The sequence below is a fragment of the Streptomyces sp. APSN-46.1 genome (assembly GCF_022815725.1).
Lineage (GTDB): Bacteria > Actinomycetota > Actinomycetes > Streptomycetales > Streptomycetaceae > Streptomyces.
Genome location: NZ_JALGRF010000001.1, coordinates 516,240 through 535,178, shown reverse-complemented (window position 1 = coordinate 535,178; position 18,939 = coordinate 516,240). Strand labels below are relative to the sequence as shown.

General features: G+C 70.6%; 16 protein-coding genes and 1 pseudogene. 9 read left to right on the top strand and 8 right to left on the bottom strand.

Annotated elements, in window-relative coordinates; genetic code table 11:
• Positions 1 to 9 precede the first annotated feature (9 nt).
• Entirely contained in the window at positions 10 to 1,707 is a 1,698-nt protein-coding gene (locus tag MTF65_RS02380; RefSeq protein ID WP_243626505.1) for a class I adenylate-forming enzyme family protein, read from the bottom strand.
• On the bottom strand, positions 1,704 to 3,488 hold the full coding sequence (locus MTF65_RS02375; RefSeq protein ID WP_243626503.1) for a CoA transferase: 1,785 nt from the start codon (positions 3,486 to 3,488) through the stop codon (positions 1,704 to 1,706). The genes MTF65_RS02380 and MTF65_RS02375 overlap by 4 nt, the downstream gene beginning before the upstream one ends.
• Before the next feature lie 194 nt (positions 3,489 to 3,682).
• Here MTF65_RS02375 and MTF65_RS02370 point away from each other — a divergent pair, with 194 nt between their 5' ends.
• Positions 3,683 to 4,846 carry an acyl-CoA dehydrogenase family protein gene (locus MTF65_RS02370; protein WP_308407117.1) on the top strand — a complete coding sequence of 388 codons (1,164 nt, stop codon included), beginning with the start codon at positions 3,683 to 3,685 and terminating at the stop codon, positions 4,844 to 4,846.
• Here the strand turns inward: MTF65_RS02370 and MTF65_RS02365 are convergent.
• Both MTF65_RS02365 and MTF65_RS02360 read right to left on the bottom strand, forming a co-directional pair.
• Positions 4,833 to 5,927 (bottom strand): sugar ABC transporter permease, encoded by a 1,095-nt coding sequence (locus MTF65_RS02365; RefSeq protein WP_243626502.1) that lies wholly within the window; start codon positions 5,925 to 5,927, stop codon positions 4,833 to 4,835. The two genes, MTF65_RS02370 and MTF65_RS02365, sit on opposite strands and share 14 nt — an antisense overlap.
• Positions 5,924 to 7,159 carry an MFS transporter gene (locus tag MTF65_RS02360; protein ID WP_374207138.1) on the bottom strand — a complete coding sequence of 412 codons (1,236 nt, stop codon included), beginning with the start codon at positions 7,157 to 7,159 and terminating at the stop codon, positions 5,924 to 5,926. The genes MTF65_RS02365 and MTF65_RS02360 overlap by 4 nt, the downstream gene beginning before the upstream one ends.
• Positions 7,160 to 7,355: 196 nt before the next feature.
• On the opposite strand from MTF65_RS02360, the gene MTF65_RS02355 reads away from it, so the two are divergent.
• The 8 genes and pseudogenes from MTF65_RS02355 to MTF65_RS02320 all read left to right on the top strand — a co-directional run bounded on the left by MTF65_RS02355 (position 7,356) and on the right by MTF65_RS02320 (position 15,273).
• Positions 7,356 to 8,156 carry a hypothetical protein gene (locus tag MTF65_RS02355; protein ID WP_243626501.1) on the top strand — a complete coding sequence of 267 codons (801 nt, stop codon included), beginning with the start codon at positions 7,356 to 7,358 and terminating at the stop codon, positions 8,154 to 8,156.
• A gap of 144 nt (positions 8,157 to 8,300) precedes the next feature.
• Positions 8,301 to 8,999 (top strand): sigma-70 family RNA polymerase sigma factor, encoded by a 699-nt coding sequence (locus MTF65_RS02350; RefSeq protein WP_243626499.1) that lies wholly within the window; start codon positions 8,301 to 8,303, stop codon positions 8,997 to 8,999.
• A 108-nt stretch (positions 9,000 to 9,107) separates the two neighbouring features.
• Entirely contained in the window at positions 9,108 to 9,275 is a 168-nt protein-coding gene (locus MTF65_RS02345) for a hypothetical protein (protein WP_243626496.1), read from the top strand.
• Positions 9,272 to 10,054 (top strand): sulfite exporter TauE/SafE family protein, encoded by a 783-nt coding sequence (locus MTF65_RS02340; protein WP_243626493.1) that lies wholly within the window; start codon positions 9,272 to 9,274, stop codon positions 10,052 to 10,054. The genes MTF65_RS02345 and MTF65_RS02340 overlap by 4 nt, the downstream gene beginning before the upstream one ends.
• Positions 9,945 to 11,237, top strand: coding sequence for an IS1380 family transposase (locus MTF65_RS02335; RefSeq protein ID WP_374207171.1), 1,293 nt, complete (start codon positions 9,945 to 9,947; stop codon positions 11,235 to 11,237). Before MTF65_RS02340 ends, MTF65_RS02335 begins: the two co-directional genes overlap by 110 nt.
• A 307-nt stretch (positions 11,238 to 11,544) precedes the next feature.
• The gene (locus MTF65_RS02330; protein ID WP_243626491.1) at positions 11,545 to 13,404 is read left to right on the top strand and encodes a glycoside hydrolase family 15 protein; all 1,860 of its coding nucleotides are present in this window, start codon (positions 11,545 to 11,547) and stop codon (positions 13,402 to 13,404) included.
• 46 nt (positions 13,405 to 13,450) lie between these two features.
• Positions 13,451 to 14,197 (top strand): annotated as a pseudogene (locus MTF65_RS02325) (IS630 family transposase); the annotation flags it as partial.
• A 446-nt stretch (positions 14,198 to 14,643) separates the two neighbouring features.
• Entirely contained in the window at positions 14,644 to 15,273 is a 630-nt protein-coding gene (locus MTF65_RS02320; RefSeq protein ID WP_243626489.1) for a DUF305 domain-containing protein, read from the top strand.
• A gap of 149 nt (positions 15,274 to 15,422) precedes the next feature.
• On the opposite strand, the gene MTF65_RS02315 is transcribed toward MTF65_RS02320, so the two are convergent.
• From MTF65_RS02315 to MTF65_RS02300, 4 genes are all read right to left on the bottom strand, one after another.
• A complete protein-coding gene (locus MTF65_RS02315) occupies positions 15,423 to 16,631 on the bottom strand; it encodes an MFS transporter (RefSeq protein WP_243626486.1) in 1,209 nt (402 codons plus the stop codon).
• Between the two features lie 67 nt (positions 16,632 to 16,698).
• Positions 16,699 to 17,706, bottom strand: a complete 1,008-nt coding sequence (locus MTF65_RS02310; RefSeq protein ID WP_243626481.1) for a 2-hydroxyacid dehydrogenase — start codon at positions 17,704 to 17,706, stop codon at positions 16,699 to 16,701.
• Between the two features lie 49 nt (positions 17,707 to 17,755).
• Positions 17,756 to 18,130, bottom strand: a complete 375-nt coding sequence (locus MTF65_RS02305) for a hypothetical protein (RefSeq protein ID WP_243626480.1) — start codon at positions 18,128 to 18,130, stop codon at positions 17,756 to 17,758.
• Positions 18,131 to 18,158: 28 nt separating this feature from the next.
• Positions 18,159 to 18,710 (bottom strand): hypothetical protein, encoded by a 552-nt coding sequence (locus MTF65_RS02300; protein WP_243626479.1) that lies wholly within the window; start codon positions 18,708 to 18,710, stop codon positions 18,159 to 18,161.
• Between the last annotated feature and the right edge of the window lie 229 nt (positions 18,711 to 18,939).

The window sequence follows — 18,939 nt, the reverse complement described above, 5'->3', positions numbered from 1 at the left end:
GCTCATCGGTCATCCGGCCTCGGCGAGGGGCACCGCCTCAGGCAAGCCGTGCTGCGACTGCGGCAGGCTCTCGGCCAGGCGCTCCCGCAGGGCCGACCGGTCCGGCTTGCCCGCCGCCGTCAGGGGAATCTCCTCCACCACCAGGAGGCGCTCGGGGTGCTTGCGCCGCTCCAGTCCTCGCGCGGTCAGGTGATCGCCGAGGGTGTCCAGCGTCGGAGCCTGCGGGCCCCGTGCCACCACGCAGGCCGCCAGCCGCTCCCCCATCAGCGGATCGGGAACGCCCACGCACACCACGTCCCGGACCTGCGGGTGCGAACGGAGTTCCCGTTCGACTTCGGCCGGGCTGATGTTGGCGCCGCCCCGGATCACGATGTCCTTCAGGCGGCCCACGACGTGCAGGACGCTGTCGGCGTCGAGGTAGCCGAGGTCGCCGGTGCGCACCCAGCCGTCGGGGGTGCGGTAGAGGGCATCCAGATCAGGGGCGCCCACATAGCACAGGGGCGTCATGGGGCCCCGGGAGATGATCTCCCCGATGTCGCCGTCGGACAGCGGTTCGTGGGTCTCGGGGTCGGCGATGCGGATCTCGGCAACCCGGGGGTCGGGGTGGCCCGCCACGACGCCCGACGCGTCGGTCGGCGGCACGGTGTTGGTCAGCCCCGTGTGGCAGTTGACCCCGTCGGCGGAGCCGTAGAGGTTGACCACCGGGCAGCCGAAGGCCTTCGCGGCGGCGGCAGCGGTGGTCTCGTCGAGCGGGGCGCCGCCCAGGACCAGCGCGGTGGGGGCAGGTAGCTGCTCGCTCGTCGCGTCGAGGCGTTCGAGCATCATGCGGACCATGGTGGGCACGCCGAGGACGTGGGTCGGCTCGTGCTCTCGCATCGCCGCGATGGCGGCCTCGGGTGAGAAGTGGTCGAGCAGGACCAGGGTGCCGCCGTGCCGGGCGAGGGTGACGGCGGTGCCGTTGGAACCGAAGGCGGAGGCCAGCGGTACGAGGAACAGGCAGCGCGGCGGGGTCCCGTCGGGGATGAGGGAGGCGAGGAAGTTCCCTCGCCCGCCGGCGAGCGCGTTGTGCGAGTAGGCGATCATCTTCGGCTCGGCTTCGGAGCCGGAGGAGACCAGGATCCGCGCCGCGCTGTCAGGATCCGGGCGGGCAGGGACGAAGCCGCTGGGGTCGGAGCGCATGAGGTCCGACCACGGAATCGTTTCTTCAAGTGCGGTGCCGGGGCCTACCGCGATGACATGGCGGAGGGCGGGCAGCGCGCGCGAGAGGGTGTGCAGGTCGGCCGCGTGGTGGAAGTCGCGGTGTTCGATCGCGGCGACGACGGCGACGGCTTCGGCCCGACGCAGTAGGCACTCGGCCTCAAGGGTGCCGCGGCCGACGGGGAAGGGCAGGGCGACGGCGCCGAGCGCGGCCAAGGCCAGGTCGGCGATGACGGCGTTGCGGTTGTTGGGCAGTTGCACGCCGACCACGTCGCCCTCGCGTATGCCGAGGCTTCTGAGGCCGGTGGCCAGACATCGCACCTTGCGGTCCAGGGCGGTGTAACAGAGTTTGCCCTTGGCATCCAGGACGGCTGTGGCGTGCAGGTCGGCGATCTGGCGGGCCCGGAACAGGCTGTAGAGGTCGAGGTCGGGGCAGGTGCCGTCGACCACCCAGGAGCGGCGGAGTTCGGCGGGCAGCAGGTCGTGCAGTACGGGCCTGTTGGCGGTCATGCGAAGCTCCAGGGGTCGGGAACGGCGGGGGCACCGTGCGCATCACGGCTGATCGAGCCGGCGAAGCGCGCGTCGTGGTGCAGGTCGGCGAGGTCGGTGGTGACAGCGGTGGCAGTGAGGCCGTGAGCGCTCAGCTGGGCCAGGGCGTCGTTCGTGGAGAGCTCGCGCAGGTCGTACGCGGTAGCGGCCCCGGCGCTCGCATCGGAAGGGGCGATCCAGCCGTCGGCCGTCGGCAGCGGGTGCCGGAATCCGGCGGGCCGTCTGGCGTTCTCCCCGCGGGCCACCCGCCGCAGGGCGGGGCCGGTCAGGGTGTCGGCGGCGCCGAGGAGCGAGGAGTCCACTCGTACGCCGTGGCCGGTGCGTTCCCTGAGCAGCAGTCCCGCGAGCACGGCTTCGGCTCCGTGCAGGCCCCCGAGTACGTCGAGCAGGGTCATCAGCGAAGGCGCGGGGGGCTCTCCTTCGGGACGGACCGCCTCGCCCACACCCGTACGGGCCTGCACCATGAAGTCGGTACCCATGGGGGCATCCGGGAGCCGATCGGCCCAGCCACTCGTGTACGCGTAGACCAGGGCTGGATTGACGAGTGCGAGATCGTCGGCGTCGAGCCCGAGCTCGGCGGCCTTGCCCGGGGCCCAGTTGTGCAGGAAGACGTCGGCCTCCGCGGCCATCTCCCGCAGTCGGCGGCGGTCGGCCTCGGCCTTGATGTCTATCTCGACGGCCTTCTTGCCCCGGTTGAGGGCGAGCCAGCGTGCGGAGATCCCCGAGCAGGCGGGAGGCATGCCGCGCAGCGGGTCCCCGCCCGGCGGCTCGATCCGGATGATCTCGGCCCCCAGCAGGCCGAGCAGGTGCGCGGCGAGCGGTGCCTGGATGCGGCGGCCCGCCTCCAGCACCGTCAGCCCGGCCAGCGGTTGCCCGGGAGAAGGGGCAAGCGCCGTACGGGTGCTCGATGAGGCGAGGCCGCCGGCCATCGGCCGCAGCGACCAGGGCGCGGCGCCGTCGGCCTCCTCGGCGCGTTCGGCCAGGGTGCGCAGTACGCACACCTCGGCGCCGGAGAGCACCGCGGCCTGCCGGATCCGCGGGAGGGAATGTGAACGGGTCACGGCGCGGAGGACCTGCGGGAAGGGGGCACAGGCGGTGGCGTAGCGGAATTGGAACGGCCGCCAGCCGGCCCGTATCGCGTCGGCCGGGGCCTCCAGGGCGCGCCAGAACGCGGCCCAGGCTCCCGGGTCGAGGGTCTCCAGCTCGAACAGCACGCCCTCGGCCGAGGTGAAGGGCGGGCCTCCTGGGGCGAGTTCGGCGGCTTCACCCTCGTCGGCTCCGGCCGCGGCGAGGTACTGGGACACGGCGAGCAGCCCGGCCCGGTCAGCACTGGAGGTGACGTGGGAGGCCGCGGCTCCGCGGGCCTGTCCGACCAGGCCGGCGAGCAGTCCCTGGACGGTGAGGACGGCGGTGGCCGTCGCCGAGTAGTCGGCGGCCAGGCCGCGCGGGCTGCCGTCGCGCCGGCCGTGGACCGCCATCACGCCGGTGGCGGCCTGCACGGTCGCCTCGTCTACCAGCCCGCTCCCGGGGTTCCCCCAGGTGACGGTCGCGTGAGCAGGCTCGAAGCCGGCTCCGGAGAGCGTGGTGCAGCCCGACGGGTCTCGGTCGGCAAGCTCGTCGGATCGTGCTCCGAGCAGCCGCAGGTGTTCGGCGACGACGTCGGTGATCTGCGGGGGCCCCGAGGTGCCGAAGCTCAGTGTGTCGAGCGGCCGGACCGTCTGCGTGGTTGCGGGGGACGCCATGCCTCTCCTCTCCCGGCGCGGCGGTGGCCGTCGCCCAGGTCGAACGGAACGCGGGAACTCGGAGGGGTGCGCACCCGACCAGTTCCTCGGACAGAGAGTCGGACAGCAGTTCCCATGGGTTCCCGGGAATGAGGAGGAATGCAGTGACGGATTCAGGCACCGCGCACGACGGAGCGGCTCAACCCGATCCGCGGATCGTCGAGTTGAGGGAGCGAGCCGACCGGTTCATCCGTACGAGGGTGATCCCGTCCGAGACGGTGCTGGACGCGGGCGGAGAGGATGCGACTGCCGCCCTGACGGAATTGCGGGCCGAATCGCGTGCCGCCGGACTGTGGGCGCTGCCGCTCCCGGCGGATCTGAGCGGCGGCGGCCTGAGCTTCCGGGAGTACGCGGCGCTGGCCGAGGCCGAGGGCGCCAGCGACCACGGTCCCGCCGCGCTGGGCTCCGCCCCGCTGCTCGACGTCACCATGCTGAACCGTCACGGCAGCGCCCGGGTACGCGAGGAGTACCTGAAGCGGCTGGTCGCAGGAGAGATACGTACCTGCTACGCCATGACCGAACCGGACGTGCCGGGCACCGACCCGCTTCTGACCGAAACCCGGGCCGAGGTCCAGGCGGACGGCAGCTGGTGCGTCAGCGGCCGCAAGTGGTTCACGTCCGGCGCCGCGGGCGCCGATCTCGTCACCGTGATGGCGCGTACGGGCGGGAGCGCCGGCGACCGGGACGGGCTCTCCCTGCTGCTCGTACCGACCGGCTCACCCGGATTCCGCGTCGTACGCGAACTGCCCATCTTCGGGGCGGCCGGCCAGTACGAGATCGAACTCGACCAGGTCCGCGTACCCGCCGACCACCTCCTCGGCTCAGGCGGCGACGCCCTGGCCATCGCGGGCGAACGGCTCGCACTCGGCCGCACCCTGCGCTGCCTGCGCTGGCTCGGCCAGGCCCAGCGCGCCTTCGACCTCATGTGTGAACGCGCCGCCACCCGCAGCGGATCGCGCGGGCCGCTCGCCGACCACCAATTGGTCCAGCAGCACGTCTTCGACGCCCTCCTCGCGCTGCGCACCACCCGCCCCCTGGTCCACGAGGCGGTCGCGCTGATCGCGGCCGGACAGGACGCCCGTACCGAAGTGGGACTGGCCAAGGTCGCCGCCGCCCGCATGCTCCAGCAGGTCACCGACTCCGCGATCCAGGTCCACGGCGCCGCCGGGCTCGGCCCCGACACCGCGCTGCCGTCCCTGTTCCGCGGCGGGCGCGCGGCTCGCATCCTGGACGGCCCGGACGAACTGCACATCACCTCGGTGGCTCGCCGGGTGCTGCGCGACTACGGCCAGGGGCACGGGTCCACTACACGCGGGTGATGTCGACGAGATCGTCGAGCGCGGCCAGCCCGAGGGCCAGGAAGAAGTCGCCCCAGATCAGTTCGTGGCGCACCGCCAGGCCCTTGGCCGCGTCGTAGCAGCCGTCCAGCAGCATTCCCTCCGGGCGCCCGAAGCCCGGTCCGGTGAGGTGCGCTTCGGCCAGGCGGCTCAGGATCGCCACGGCCCGGTACGAACACACCGCAGCCCGGGGAGCCCATGCACGCGACAGCTTGAGCAGCGCGACGGCGGTGATCGCCGCGGCCGAGGTATCGACGGGACCCCACGGTCGGGACGCCTCGTTGGGCGGGATGATCCGCCCGGTCAGCGCCTCCGCCTGCACCAGCAGTTGCTCGGCCGCGAAGGCGAGCCGTTCCGGCCGGTGGCCGGCCACATACGGACGGAGCAGTGCGTCGGCCACGGCCAGGAGCAGCCACGCCTCGCCGCGGCTCCAGCCCGGTGCCGGGTCCTCGCAGGGGTGCCACTCAGTTGCCGCGTCGAACTGCCATGCGGGCCGCGGCCGGACGCCGCTCCCCGCTCCCTCCGCACCGAGGCAGAGGTCGAGGTGCCGGTGCAGATGGGCCGCCGCCACGGCCGGCCCCTCGGATCCGGCTCCGGCCAGGAGGGGCACCAGCCCCGGTACGGCGTCCGCGCGGGCCAGGAGCCGGGGTCCTCCGAGCGCCGCACCCCAGGGCACGACCCCGGCCTCCGGGTCGTAGGAGTTCAAACAGGCCCGGCCCGCCTTCGCCTGCAGTGCGGTGGCCTCGGCGGAGTCGAAGGCCGGAGCCGTCCCGTACCAGAAGATCAACCCCCGGGTGGCGGTGTCCGCATCCGCCCAGGGCGCGAGCCGGGCCGTGCATTCCTCCGCAGCCTGCCGGTGTGCCTCGTCCCCGGTGTAGCGGGCCCGCAGCCACAGCAGTCCGGCCCAGAAGCCACCGGTCCACGAGCCGCGGCCGGTCGTCTTCCACCGTCCGTCCCCGGGGTCGGCGTACAGGGGGAAGCGGGTGCCCACCTCGGCCTCGGTCACCGTCACCCGGTCGATGACGGCGGCCAAGGCCTGGCTGGCCCAGTCTTCGGAGGTCATGCTGCCGCCCCCGTCCCCACCCGCCGGTCCCGTACGGCCCAGAGGAACGCGACCGCCCCCGCCGCCGCGAACTCCACTGCCACCAGCACCCAACCCGCCCCGTACCGCCCGCTCTGCGCGAGCAGGCCGAACAGGGGCGGGCCCGCCGCGAACCCGGCGAAGAATCCGGCCGCGACGAGAGCCGAGTCCTGTCCGGCCTGTCCGGGGGCGGCCCGCTGCATGACCAGCACCATCGAGACGGCGTTGCCGGACACGGCGAACACTCCAATAGCGACGGCGCCGGCCCACACCAGCGGACTGGCCAGCAGCCCGCCGGCCAGGAGAGCCGCCGCGCCCACGGCGCCGCAGGCCAGGACACCCGGCAGCCGCTCCGCCCGGCCCGGGCGGGCCGCCCTCGACCACCCGACCCGGCCGAGGATGCCCGCGACGCCGAGGACGGCGACCAGGCCACCGGCCACGGTGGGACCCATCCCCAGACGCTGCACCCCGTACAGAGCGACGTAGGTGTTCACGGAAGCGATACCGGCTCCCAGGAACAGCGAGAAGCCCGCCAGCCAGGCCACCATCCCCCGCGGAACGAACGACGTGCGAGCGGGCGGAGCCGACGCCGCGGGCGGGTCGGCAGGCAGCGCGCGCAGCGCCCACGCTCCGGCGAGGAGCGCCGCCCCGGCGGCGGTCCACACAGCGCCCCGCCAGCCGAGACCGCCCGCGAGGGCGGCGAGCGGCAGTCCGGCGGCGAACGCACCAAGCTGCACACCGGACTGCTTCAGGCCGGTCACCGCACCCCGCCGGGCAGGCGGAACCGTTGCCAGAATCGCCTTGTTGGTGGCGGGGTTGGCCAACGCCTGCGGTATTCCACCCAGCGCGACCGCACCCAGCAGCAGACCGGCGCCGGGAGTCGCCCCGATCAAGGCGAGCGCAAGGGCGGAGACGACGAGCAGCAGCACCAACGAGCGCCGGGGCCCGATGCGGTCCACCATTCGTCCGCCGGTCGGGGACAACGCGGCGGCCGTCCCGAATCCGACCGTGGTCGTCAGCCCCAATACGGTGGGGGAGATGTTCAGTTCCTCCACCAGGCGCGGCCCCAGAGCACCGAGCAGGAACAACTGCAGCATCGAGAACGCCATGGCGCAGGTGAGCAACGCGGTCAGGCTCCGGGACTCCCGGTCCCGCGTACCTGGTACCGCCGCCGTTGCTGCCGCCGCCCCCGCTGCCGCCACAGAAGTCTCCATTCCCCAGATGTTGAACACCACGACCGACTGGGAAGGCAGTCGGATGAACCGGCACCACAGTTCCCTCTCCCCTCTGTGCCCTGCACCACACCACGCGGACGACCTCCACGGCGCATCACAGGCTCGGTTGAGAACTTGTCAGGAAGTGCGCACCCCCCTGCGCAGTCCGGAAAGCTGGTGCGAGGATGAACCCGCCATGACGCCAGGCCACTGTTTCCGAGCCGTACGGGCTGCGATGTTCGCAGCCGTCTGCGTGCTGCTCGCGACCCTCGGCCACGTGCTCATGTCCGGCCTGGCCGTGCCCTGGTGGGCCGTGTGCGCTGCGTTCGTGGGAACGGCCGCGGCAGCCTGGTCCCTCGCCGGCCGTGAACGCGGGCCTCTCACTGTCATCGCGGCGACGGTCGCCGTCCAGGCCGCGCTCCACTCGGGCTTCTCCCTGGCCCAGTCCGTCCTGCACCCTTCCCTGCCGTCCGGCACGTCGTTCGCCCGCCAATGGGCCGCGTACCTGATGTGCGGTGAAGGCACGGCCTCGACGCTGTCCACCCCTGACGCCCTGAAGGTCGTCAACGACGCGGGGCTCGGCAGGCTCGTGTCCCAGCCGCCGCCCGGCACCGTCATCCCGGACGCCGGCTCCCATGCCCACCACGCCATGCACGGCATGGCCGGCGCCGCATCCGAGGTCACCGGCACCTTCATGCCGGCGGGCGGTCACGACGTGGCCGGCATGTCACCGGCCGGAATGCTCGCCGCCCACCTGCTGGCCGCGCTGCTCTGCGGCCTGTGGCTGGCCTACGGCGAGCAGGGCGCCTTCCGTGTCCTGCGCGCCGTCGCAGGCTGGATCTGGACGCCGCTGCGCCTGCTCTTCGGCCTCGCCACGGCACCCCTCCCGCCGCGCATCCGCGTGCGCCGGGTACGGCGCAGCCGCGCGCTCCCGCAGCTGTTCCTCGTCCACGCCATCACCTCACGGGGTCCTCCGACGGGAACCGCTGTCCTGTGACAGCTGGTTCCCCGAGTACGCGCTGACGGCTCTTCTCCTGCCCGTCGCGCCTCGGGCATCGGCCATGCCCTCCGGCTGGCCGTACCCCTTCACCGGCCCCGCCGCGCGCGGCGCCGGACACCTTGCCCTTAAGGACCTGTGGCGATGACTCCTGCCCTGCCCACCCTGCCCTGTACCGCCGGGGACCGGCCGGCCCGGCACACCCCGGACTCCGACGCGGTGGTGACCCGACTGGCCCTCGCCGCCCGCGACGGCGACCCCGCGAAGACGGACCGTTTCGTCCGTGCCTTGCACCGCGACGTCTGGCGTTACGTGGCCTACCTCAGCGCGGATCCCCAAGCGGCCGAAGACCTCACCCAGGACGTGTTCCTGCGGGCCCTCGCCGCGCTCCCCCGCTTCGAAGGCCGCTCCTCCGCCCGCACCTGGCTGCTGTCCATCGCCCGGCGCACCGTCGTGGACAGCGTGCGCCATGCCGCCGCCCGCCCCCGGCTGTCGGACCGGTACGACTGGCAAACCGCCGCCGAGCAGAGCCAGCCGTACGACCTTCCCGGCTTCGAGGACGGCATCGCCCTGGCGGAGCTCCTGGCCGCGATCCCGGCCGAACGCCGAGAAGCCTTCGTCCTCACCCAGCTCCTGGGTCTTCCGTACGCCGAGGCGGCCACCGCCATCGGCTGCCCCATCGGCACGGTCCGCTCCCGCCTGGCCCGCGCCCGTACCACGCTCATCGCCCTGCTGACGGACACCGAACCGCCTGCCGCACTGCCGAAGCAACGATCAATCCATGACTCCGGATTCATCCCGCAAAGGACCGGATCCGCCATGCGCACACCGTCGCTGGTCTGATCGTTAGAGAACGCACGAAAGGGCTGCCGACCGTGTCGGCAGCCCTCCACTCCCGCGCGGCTGAGGCAAAAGCCGCGGGATGCGATGGTGGCCGACTCACGTCCGAGCATGTCCGACACCACCCAACCCGCGAGCACGCCCGACCTGGCCACATGGCTGCCAGTGAGAATCTCCGGCACCGGCTCCGCGAGCTTCCCCGCCGACAACGGGCACAAGATTCTCACCGCGCTACGCAACCGTTTGGCTGCGGGCTGGACGCTCGGGGGAACGGCATGACCGAGGTCACGTCGGAAGCGGGTCCGGTGAAAGTTGCGCGGGTGCGGTCGGCGCCGCTGGTATTCAGCGCGGGCAGCCTGGTGGGCCTGTTGGGCGGGATGATCGGGTTGGGCGGTGCGGAGTTCCGGCTGCCGTTGCTGATCGGGATGTTCGGGTTCGCTGCGTTGTCGGCGGTCATCCTGAACAAGGCGATGAGCCTGGTCGTCGTGATCACCGCCCTGCCCGCCCGGCTGGCTGCGGTGCCCTTCGGCGAACTGGGCTCCCACTGGGCGATCGCGGTCAACCTCCTGGCCGGCAGCCTGCTCGGCGCATGGGCGGGAGCTTCATGGGCCCTGCGGATGCGGTCCGCGACCCTCTACAAGGTCCTCGCGATCCTCATGGTCGCCATGGCCACGGCCTTCGTCTTCACGCACACCACCGCCGTGGGGTCGCTCACCCTGCCGACCTCCGTTCAGGTGGTGGCCGGAGTGGCCGCCGGGTTCGGCGTCGGCGTGGTCGCCGCGATCATGGGCGTCGCCGGCGGGGAGCTGCTGATCCCCACGATCGTGCTGCTGTACGGCGCCGACATCAAACTGGCGGGAAGCCTGTCCCTGCTGGTGTCCCTGCCCACCGTGCTGGTCGCTTTCGCCCGCTACAGCCGCGACGGGAGCTTCGCCGTCCTCGGCAACAATCTGCGCTTCGCCGCACTCATGGCGACCGGCACGCGTCCGCGTCGAGGGCGGCGGTCACGCGGTGGTGTCCCAGGCCGGGGGCGTTCTGCTGGTCGAGACCGCCCGTAAAGCCGGGCTGGACCAGGCGATATCGACGGCGCTGACGCCATGGCGACGTCCGAGGGCCGTGCACGATCCGGGCAAGGTCCTGCTGGACGTGGTCCTCGCGGTCGCGCTGGGCGGGGACTGCCCCGCGGATGTCGGGATGTTGCGGGCCGAGCCCGGCGTGTTCGGGCCGGTGGCCTCCGACCCGACGGTCTCCCGCCTCATCGACACCCTCGCCGCGGCCGGCCCGAAGGCCCTGACCGCGATCCGGTCCGCACGAGCCGCAGCACGCGAGCACGTCTGGGACGTGGCCAAGAACGCGGCCCCGGATGCCGGCGGACAGGTGGTCGTGGACCTGGACGGAGTGCTCGTACTGGCCCACTCCGAGAAGCAGGACGCCACTGCGACCTGGAAGAAGACCTTCGGACACCATCCTCTGATGGCCTTCGTCGATCACGGAAGCGGTGGCAGCGGGGAGCCGGTGGCCGGCCTGCTCAGGCCGGGCAACGCAGGCAGCAACACCGCCGCCGACCACATCACCACCACCCAACTCGCCCTGGCCCAGCTGCCGAAAAAGTACCGGCGCGGACGCCAGACGCTGATTCGCACCGACTCCGGTGGCGGAACACATGAGTTCGTCGCCTGGCTCGCCCAGCGGGGCAGGTGGCTGTCGTACTCGGTCGGCATGACCATCACCGACGCCACCCACCAGGCGGTGTTGAAGGTTCCCGCCACCGCGTGGACAGCAGCCGTCGAACCGGGCGGCGGCGCACAGTTGCGGTTCACTGACGCCGACGGCCTGCGGCTGACCGCGTTCGCCACCAACACCACCGGCATCCCGATCGCCGCACTCGAACTGCGGCACCGCACACGCGCGAGGGCCGAGGACCGTATCCGCGCCGCCCGCGCCACTGGCCTGCGCAACCTGCCCCTGCACGACACAGCGCAGAACCAGATCTGGCTGGAGGTCGTCCAGATCGCCCTCGATCTCCTCGCGTGGATGCCCATGCTCGCCCTGACGGGCAAGACCCGCAGGTGGGAGCCCCGTCGTCTCCGGCTTCGTCTCTTCTCCGCCGCCGCCGCCGCCGCCGCCCAGATCGTCACCACCGCTCGCCGCTGGCACCTGAGATTCGCACGCCAATGGCCCTGGACCGACGTGATCACAGAAGCCCTGCGACGGCTCGAAGCCCTCCCGGACCCCGGCTGACCAGCCTGTTCCCGCCCCTACGAGCAGCACCACCCTGACCGGAGCCGTGGAAACCGGCGCTTACCCGACGCGACAGCCGGGCCATCAGCGTGCCCACCACTCGGCCGAACAACCGAAACGGCCCGTCAGGGAATCCGACGGACCGTCACGAAAGATCGAGGTTAATGAGGCCACCTTCACTCCTGGAGCGGGCGCGTTGATCGCTGACGGGGCAAGGGCGTATGGCACCGCGGCGCCCACTCCGGTCGCCCGCATTTCGACGACTGGTTAGCCTGAAGAGTGGGGTGGCGGTGGCAGGGAGGTCGATGTGACCATTGAGGCCAAAGTGACCGCTGGTGCGTTTAGCGGGGAAGTCGGCGCGACCCGCTATTTGCCGGTGGCCGACCACGGCCTGATCGGCGATCTGCGCAGCGCGGCGCTGGTGGGCACCAACGGCACCATTGACTGGTACTGCTGCCCGCGCTTCGACGCACCCAGCGTCTTCGCCTCGATCCTGGACGCTGACCGGGGCGGGTCCTTCGAGCTCGCCGCGGATGTCCCGGCGCGCACGAAACAGTTCTACTTCCCCGACACCAATGTGCTGATCACCCGCTTCTTCGCGGAAGACGGGGTCGGCGAGATCCAGGACTTCATGCCGATCGTCGACGACTCGCGCGAGGCCGACCGGCACCGGCTGATCCGCCGCGTGGTGTGCGTCCGCGGATCGCTGCCGTTCCGCGCCCGGGTGGCGCCCCGCTTCGAGTACGGGGCGCAGCCGCACACCGTGCACGCGCAGCACGGCTCGGCGGTTTTTGAGTCGCCCTCGCTCTCTCTCGCGCTGACGTCCAGTGTGCCGATCGAGGTCGCCGGCCCGGACGTGTGGTCACTGTTCAAGCTGCACGAGGGCGAGTCCGCCGTCTTCGCCCTTGACCGGGTCGGCGGCGACGTGGCACCCCGCTTCTGCCCGCTGTCCGAGGCGGAGCAGCAGTTCAACGCCACCGTCGGGTACTGGAGGCGGTGGCTGTCGCAGTCGCGCTACCGGGGTCGCTGGCGGGAGATGGTGCACCGCTCAGCCCTCACCCTGAAGCTGCTCACCTACGCCCCGACCGGCGCCATCATCGCCGCGCCGACCACCAGCCTGCCCGAACAGATCGGCGGCGAGCGCAACTGGGACTACCGCTACGTGTGGATCCGTGACGCCGCCTTCTGTGTGTACGCGATGCTCAGGCTCGGGTTCACTGATGAGGCCGAAGCCTTCATGGACTTCCTGTCCGAGCATGTCCACCTCCAGGCGACCGAGGCCGCCCGCCCCACCGGCCCGCTGCAGATCATGTACGGCATCGACGGGCGCCATGAGCTGCCCGAGCGCGAGCTGTCCCACCTCGAGGGCTACCGGGGCTCGGCCCCCGTACGCGTCGGCAACAACGCAGTCAATCAGCTGCAGCTGGACATCTACGGGGCGCTCGTCGACTCCCTCTACCTCTACGACAAGTGGGGGCAGCCCATCTCCAGCGCGCACTGGGACGACATCAGCGAGCTGGTCGACTGGGTGTGCGCCCACTGGGACCAGCCGGATGAGGGCATCTGGGAGACCCGCGGCGGGCGCAAGAACTTCCTCTATTCGCGATTGATGTGCTGGGTGGCGATCGAACGGGCCATGCGGCTGGCCCAGCACCGCGGGCTGCCCGCCGACACGGTGCGCTGGGGGCAGGCCCGGGATGCGATCTACCGCCGCATCATGCGCCACGGCTGGTCCGCCGAGCGGCACGCCTTCGTGCAGTATGAGGACGGCCACGTCCTCGACGCGTCCGTGCTGATGATGCCGCTGGCGAAGTTCATCTCCCCCACCGACCCGAAGTGGCTCGCCACTCTGGACGCGCTGGGCGAGGACCTGGTGTCCGACTCCCTGGTCTACCGCTACGACCCGCAGGCCAGCCCCGACGGACTGCGGGGCGAGGAGGGTACGTTCTCGATCTGCTCGTTCTGGTATGTCGAGGCGCTGACTCGCGCCGGCCGCCTGGACGAGGCCCGGCTCGCGTTCGAGAAGATGCTCACGTATGCCAACCATCTCGGCCTGTACGCCGAGGAGATCGGCCACACCGGTGAGCAGCGCGGGAACTTCCCACAGGCCTTCACCCACCTGGCTCTGATCAGCGCGGCCTTCAACCTCGACCGCACGCTCGGCTAGTGCTGTGACCGGAAACGATCACCGGGTTGGTGCTGACTGGCCTCGTACCAGCACGGTGCGCTTCCGCAGAGCGATGATGCTGTTGGCCTCGGCGGGTGGAAACACAGTGCCGGTGATCGCGAATCTCGTGCAGGCGGACGAGGACACCGTCCGTGACGTGATCCACCGCTTCAACGAGATCGGGCTCTCCTGCCTGGACCCTCGATGGGCGGGAGGCCGTCCCCGCCTGCTTGACGCCGACGACGAGGACTTCGTCATCGAGACGGCCACCACCCGCCCCACCAAGCTCGGCAAGCCCTTCACCAGGTGGTCGGTCCGCAAGCTCGCCGACCATCTGCGGCGCAACGTCGCTCGTCCGATACGGATCGGCCGCGAGGCCCTGCGGTGCTTACTGGCCGCCGGGGCGTGACGTTCCAGCGCACCAAGACGTGGAAGGAGTCCACCGACCCGGACTTCGACGCCAAGCTGGACCGGATCGAGTACGCGCTGACCGAGCGCCCCGACCGCGCCTTCGCCTTCGACGAGTTCGGGCCGCTCGGCATCCGCCCGACCGCCGGCTCCTGCTGGGCCGAGCGAGGCAAGCCGGACCGGGTGCCGGCGACCTTCCACCGCACCCACGGCGTCACCTACTTCCACGGCTGCTACTCGGTCGGCGACGACACCCTGTGGGGCATCAACCGGGGACGCAAGGGCATCGGCCCCTCCTGGGCCGCGCTCAAGCGCATCCGGGCGGCCCGTCCAGACGGCGCCCCAATCTACGTGATCCTGGACAACCTGTCCGCCCACAAGAACTGGCGCATGGTGTTCTTCGCGTTCCGCATGTCTCATGAGACGTTCCGCCCCCCACAGATCGCTTGCCAGTGCGGTCTCGAGGATGCATGGGCAGAACCCGCTCCGAGGGACGTTGAGACAGGCCATACCCGAAAGTGGCCGGGCGCGAAGATCACTCGGACGGGTGCTGGCAAGGAAGCCAGCACGGTGGCGACTTGGGGCCACTGCCTTCCTGCGGTGGCTCTGGCTCGCTCTCGCCGCCACGGCACTGTCCGCCCTGCCGTCACCCCGACTCGCACCGGACGGACGTCATGATCAGCCGACTGGCGGACAGGTTCCGACATCGCTCCTCGGGCCTAAGGTCGTGCGGATTCAGCAGACGCCTCGGAGCGGCGTGGCGCCCGCCAGCACGGCCGGTTCGGCGCGTACAGGTTGTCCTGATTGCCTTCGATCCGAGGAGCTACCCCCGTGAACACCACCCGCGTCCTGCACCGCCGTACTGCCCTGGCCGCTGCTGTCGCCGCCATCGCGCTCTCTGTTGCCGCCTGTGGTGACGACGGCAGCGGTGGGGCCGCCACCTCTCCCAGCCCCACCACATCCGTCTCAGTCCCGGCAGGCGAGCACAACCAAGCGGACGTCGCCTTCGCTCAGGGGATGATCCCGCACCACCGCCAGGCCGTCATGATGTCCGACATGGCCGAGGCCCGGGCCTCCTCCAGCGACGTCAAGGCCCTCGCCGCGAAGATCAAGAAGGCGCAGGAGCCGGAGATCGAGACCATGTCCGCCTGGCTGACGGCCTGGGGCGAGAAGGTCCCCCAAGGCATGGACGGCGTGGACGGGATGGACCACGGCGACGCCTCATCCATGCCCGGCATGATGAACGACCAGCAGATGAACGACATGCGAGGCGCCTCCGGCAAAGCCTTCGACACCATGTTCCTGACCATAATGATCAAGCACCACGAAGGCGCGGTCGAGATGGCCGAGACGGAGAAGAAGCAAGGCGCCTACGGCCCCGCCAAGGAACTCGCCGACGACATCATCACCGCCCAGAAGGCGGAGATCACCCAGATGAAGGAGATGCTCGGCACGAAGTGACCCGGGCACGGAGCGCAGCGGGCAGTCGGTCGAGCCCGGTGGAGGAGGCGGACCTGGCCGCACTGTGAAAGTGCGGCCGGGGGTGTTCGGGTCGAGTGCGTGGCGGGGTCCGGCTCCGTGGGTGGGCAGCTCTGGCTCGCTCAGGCGTGTCAGCGAGTGGCGCGGCGGCGTACGGATATTGCTGTGAATGCACTGGTTGCCGCCGCGGTGATCGCGAGTAGCACAAATCCCCAGGTGTAGTCGTGCACGGCGCTGTGGATTGTGCCCATGACCAGCGGCGGGAAGAAGCCCCCCATTCCGCCCGCTGCGCCGACGACCCCGGTGACGGACCCGACCCGCTCCGGGGGAATGAGGCGTGCCACCAGTGCGAACACGGCGCCTCCGGCGGCCCCGAGGGCAGCGGCCATGCCCAGGAAGGCTATCGTCCCGATCGGGATCAGGGGTGGCTCGAGTGCCGCTACGAGTGCGAGTGCGGACAATGCCGCGTACGCGCCGGTGAGCACCGGGACGGGGTGAGTACGGTCGGAAAGCCATCCTCCGACCGGGCGCATGGCGATGGCGAGCATGACAAAGCCCGCTGTTCGTGCAGCGGCGTCGGAGCGTCCGAGACCGTAGGCCGTGGTGAGGTAGGTGGGCAGGTAGACGCTGAAGGCGACGAAGCCGCCAAAAGCGACGGCGTAAAGCAGGGCCAGTTGCAGGGTCGCGGGCATGCGTAGCGCCGTTGCAGCGCGCGCGAGCACCGACCCGGTCGTGACAGGACGCTCTGGCTTGTCGTGCAGGAGCAGGCTCGCAGTGAGGGCATAGGCGGCCAGGAGGGTTGCGACCAGGTCGAAGGGGAAACTGCGTCCCGCGGCGTCGGCCAGCTGGACCGTGGTGAATCCCGAGATGGCGGTGCCGAGCCCTCCGAGCCCGAAGAGTCCGAGGGCCAGGCCCCGGCGCCCGGGCGGGTACCAGGCGTTGACGAAGGGCACGCCGATGGTGAACGTCGTACCGGCGAGGCCCAGGAGGAAGCCGCTCGCGAGCACTTCGGCCAGTGAATCGGCCAGGTGTCCGAGGTAGAGCACGGGAAGGATGGTCAAGGCGACGACGAGGGGGAACATCCGGCGTGCGCCGACGCGGTCGGTGATGGCACCGATGGGGATCCGGCCGAGCGAGCCGACGATCACGGGGACCGCCACGACCAGGGACTGCTGAAGCGAGGTGAGGTTCAGTTCCTGCCGCAGCGTCGGACCGAGCGGCGCCAGCAGCGCCCAGGCCCAGAAGCTGATCGTGAACCCGACCGTCGCAAGGGCAAGCATCCGGGTGGGCTGGGTGAAAGCCGCGGCCTGCTTCGGCTGCGGCCCGTCGCTCCGGCCCATAGCTCTGCCTCTCCCGGATAGTTGCCAGGCGTCGCCTCGATGACGTCGCGTGGGCATCTGCGACTGCTCACATGAGCTGGGCTGTCCGGGGAACGAGGGTGTTCTCGTTGGTACGGCCTGCGAGGTAGTCATCGATGTTGCGGATGGTGGTGTCGACGATTTCACCGACCGCGGTGCGGGTGAAGTACGCCTGGTGGGAGCTGACGAGCACCTGAGGGAAGGTCATCAGCCGGGCGAGGGTGTCGTCGGTGATCCCCCCGATGGACTTGTCAAGGTAGAAGAGCCCGGCTTCCTCCTCGTACACGTCAAGGCCGACGCCGTCGAGCCGGCCCGCGCGCAGCGTCTCGACCAGGGCGTGTGCGTCGATGAGCCCGCCGCGGCCTGTGTTGATCAGGATGGCGTCGTCCTTCATGAGGTCCAGTGCGCGGGCGTCGATGAGGTGGTGGGTTTCGGGCAGCAGCGGCAGATGCAGGCTGATCAGGTCGGATTCGGCGAGCAGCTGGTCAAGGTCCGTGTACTGCAGCCCGAGGGTGAGGCAGGTGGGGTTCTCGGTAATGTCCCGGCCGAGCAGGCGGCAGCCGAAGCCGTGGGCGATACGGGTGAAAACCTCGCCGATCTTGCCGGTCCCGATGATCCCGACGGTCATGCCGTGGATGTCGCGGCCCATCAGCCCGGTGAGCCGGAAGTCGAACTCGCGGGCGCGGTGGGCGGCCCGGACCACCCTGCGGTCGACCGCCAGTGCGAGCGCCCAGGCGAACTCCGCCACCGCATACGGAGAGTAGTGAGCGACCCTGCTCACGGTGAAGCCCAGCTCTTCGGCAACGGGGAGGTCGATGTTGTTGAACCCGGTGGAGCGCTGGGCGATCATCCTTGTCCCGCCCTCGGCCAGCCGGCGCAGCACGGGGGCGTCGAGCCGGGCGTTGACGCCCGTGGACACCACCCGGTACCCGGCGGCCAAGGGAGCCGTGTCCTCGTCGAGGAACACCTCCAGGCAGCGCACCGCATGCCGGTCTCTGACAGCGCGCTCCAGCAGCGGCTGCTCATCGTGCTGTACCTCGTAGGCGAGGATCTCCAAGGCGCACCCTCCATCGCCGCGGTAGAGGACCGAACGGGCCTGCACGTTTTCAGCCGAAGATCTGAAAGAACTCCGGGAAGGTGCCAAGGACGCCCAGCCCGATGAGCACGAGGCTGATGACGAGGGCGCGAGTTGTCTCGTACGGCTTGCTGCGCAGCGCGGCGTGCAGCGCGGCCCACGCCAGCAGCCAGACCACTACGGCCAGAGTGGTCTTGCCGGAGAGGGGACCGACAGAGGTGCTCCACTCCATCGCGTCTTTCACGCTCGCGTTTGCCTCGGCAAGCGTGGTGAGCAGGCCGAGCACGGCGGCGCCGATGCCTGCGGCGATGATTGCTGCCGAGATTGGTCCTTCCGCCTTTTCGCTGAGGGGGAATTCATCCTGCCCTCTTCCCTCCGAGGGGATTGCCCCGCTCCTGGATTCCATGCCGTCGGCCTTCCTTTGGTGCCCTGGGTTATTGGACTGGTGCGACCTTGGTGATGAAGGCACCGAGTGCCCCGGCGATCGCGGCGAAGGCGAAGGCAAGGACGAACAAGGTGATGGTGGTATGGCGGACCCGGTTGTGCCGGATCAGGCCCGGGCCGTAGTACCAGACGATGAAGGCGACGGCGGTGGCCAGGATCGGACTGAACCAGGCGATATGCTCCTTCCACTCCATGCCGAATTCGTGCCAGTCCGCGATGGCGGGGTCGGCGAGCAGCTCCGACCTGGGGCTGCTCGGGATCTTCTCCCGGTACCAGGGGTAGACGACCCACGTCCCGGTAATCACGGTCGCCCACGCCGCCACAGCCATGGCAGTGACGCCGATCCGTACCCGCCGCATGCGCCGAACCACTCCTTCGCGCGTCATCAACGCGGGCTTGAGGCTGTAGAGCTCGGCAAGCCCGCCGGCGAACGCGAGCAGGAACGCGGCGCCGAGAATCAAGCCGTGGATGATCGCCCACCACTCGCGGCCGGTGAAGCTCAGGGCAATCGTCTGTTCAGTGCCCGGGACAAGCGTGGTCATTGGCTTGCCTTTCGAAGGTGACAGAAGCTTCGATGAGCCAGGATTCCGGGACGGAAGTCACGAAACGAGCGTATATGTGCCGGATGGCGCTATTGCGCAGGCGCTCTCTTTCTGCGGGTCAAGGTGTGCGCCGTGCCGCTGCCGACGGGCTGAGCGGCGGCCGTCATGTGCCACGACTATCGTGAAGCGAGAGGCGGGAACGCTTGGACAGGCCCGTCGGCTCCTCCAG